Here is a 1,940-nt window from a genome sequence, read left to right as displayed (position 1 = left end):
CCTATCTGCGCATGTCCAAACTCGCTCATTTACCCGTCAATCCCTTGCAGGCCGCCGTGAAGCGGTCGGTTTCAATTAGGCGATACCGTGGCGGTCGTCAAGTTTCACCGAAAACGTCATAGAGCCGTAACAGCGCCAGGTCTGAGCTTCCTTATTTGATAAAAATACCCCTGGCCCGGCTGACGCGTGGGGTACTGGGTGCGGCTTCGATTTTTAGATGCTAACGAAAAAACGCAGCACGGCGGCGGCGCCATCGTTACGTAGTCGACGCCTCACGCTTGGGGGACGCGACTTCTTCGCCGCAGCCGTTTCTCCGCGCGCCACGTCGCCCCTGCGCGCCTCGAGCTTGACGACCTTTCGTTATACGTCAATACACTCGCTCTACCGGCAGCCGGACGCGCGCCTCGTCCAGCTTCCCCGCTTCCACCAGCGCATGAATTTCGTGGGCCAACGGCGTCACGTCCGTAATACCGCGAATCCATTGCGTCACGTACAGGTTCACCGCTTCCTTCCCCAAACCAATCTGGATTGACCTGTACGGCAACTTGTCCAGATGCAGATCACGCTCGGGGTCCCACTGAATGCGCACTGGGAACTGATCTTTGGGCCGGCGCGGCTCCACCCTCCCCTTCCGCATGGCTCAGACAGCCGTTCGCCAGTGCCCACTCAAAACCTTCGCGGCTGATATCGATCGCCAGGATGCGCTGCTGACCAGCATCCTTGAAGCCCCATCCAGCGCGGTACATCATCCATAGAAACGAAGGCTTGATCCAGGTCATGCGCTCCATCTTGAACGGGGGAGAAACGAAGGTGCCCGCTGCCAATGCCGCATCGGCGATCACGTTGGAATACGCCTGGTAGACGCGGATGGTGGCATCGTCAAACACGGCACGGATCTGGCGCAGCGGAATGGCAGACGCGCTCTGTGGAACTTCCTGCATACTGATGTCTCTCCTAGTTTACGGTAGAAAACCCTCGTAAATACCTGCTTGTTCTGGAAGGATCGGGCGACCATACTTCGTGCGAAATGTTCTTCTTGGCAATCAAACAGGCGCCGTTGCAAGAGACGGTGATACCGCACCATGATGAAAACACTCGCGCTATCGGCCATCGGTTTCTACCAGCGCCATCTGTCCCCCTACAAGGGTTTTTGCTGCGCCTACTGCGCCTACACCGGCAACGCCAGCTGTTCGGTGCTCGGGGCACGGGCTATCCGCCGTTACGGTGTATGGGATGGCTTCGGCGTGCTACTGAGGCGACTGCGAAAATGCGGTATCGCGTTCCGCCGCTACGCGCCACCTGTGCCGCCCGCCCCGCCACGCCTGCTGACCAGGAAAAATCAGGGAGGCTTTTGCGATGTGCCATGCGACTGTTCGTTCGACGTCCCGGCGCCTTCCAGCGATACCTGCGAGTCCGCATCAGACTGCCTGGACGCGAAAGACTGCTGGGATTCGTGGAAAAAAAGCAGCCAACGCCAGGAGGAGGAAGAACGCATCCACATTCCGCCGCCATCCGAACGGCGCAACGTGGGCACCTGAATCAGACGCCAGATTATCCCACATACCGTGCGGCGGGCTGTTACGCCAACTGCTCGTGCCCCCCACGCGGAGTGCGCTGTATTCCTTGAAAATCGAACAGGCGCCGTCGCAAGAAACGGCGATAACGTCACATGACGAAAACAGGCGCACTATCGGCCATTGGTTTCTACCAGCGCCATCTGTCGCCCTGCAAGGGTTTCCGCTGCGCTTATTGCGCCTACACCGGCAATGCCAGCTGCTCGCATCTATTGAATGAACAGGTAAATGGGAGGGCAGAAGAGCCAATTGCAAAACGATTTTTCTGAACTGGCCGGCATCACGGGAGCGCGACTTTCCATCGCATTTTCGTGATGCTGGACGAATTCTGGTCGGTTATGGTGGCGGAATCATGGTTAATCTCAT

The 1,940-nt window shown here is 58.0% G+C and carries 3 protein-coding genes; 1 reads left to right on the top strand and 2 read right to left on the bottom strand.

Annotated elements, in window-relative coordinates; genetic code table 11:
* Nucleotides 1-367 precede the first annotated feature (367 nt).
* Complete coding sequence (locus F2P44_RS36290; RefSeq protein WP_267877654.1) at nt 368-637, bottom strand: DUF4291 family protein; 270 nt, start codon at nt 635-637, stop codon at nt 368-370.
* Nucleotides 561-941 carry a DUF4291 family protein gene (locus F2P44_RS34150; RefSeq protein ID WP_267877653.1) on the bottom strand — a complete coding sequence of 127 codons (381 nt, stop codon included), beginning with the start codon at nt 939-941 and terminating at the stop codon, nt 561-563. Before F2P44_RS34150 ends, F2P44_RS36290 begins: the two co-directional genes overlap by 77 nt.
* Before the next feature lie 141 nt (nt 942-1,082).
* On the opposite strand from F2P44_RS34150, the gene yidD reads away from it, so the two are divergent.
* The gene (gene yidD, locus F2P44_RS34145; RefSeq protein WP_167094510.1) at nt 1,083-1,538 is read left to right on the top strand and encodes a membrane protein insertion efficiency factor YidD; all 456 of its coding nucleotides are present in this window, start codon (nt 1,083-1,085) and stop codon (nt 1,536-1,538) included.
* The last annotated feature ends 402 nt before the right edge of the window (nt 1,539-1,940 follow it).

The sequence above is a fragment of the Massilia frigida genome (assembly GCF_011682175.1).
GTDB classification, from domain to species: domain Bacteria; phylum Pseudomonadota; class Gammaproteobacteria; order Burkholderiales; family Burkholderiaceae_D; genus Telluria_A; species Telluria_A frigida.
This window is presented reverse-complemented; position numbering and strand designations above follow the sequence as displayed.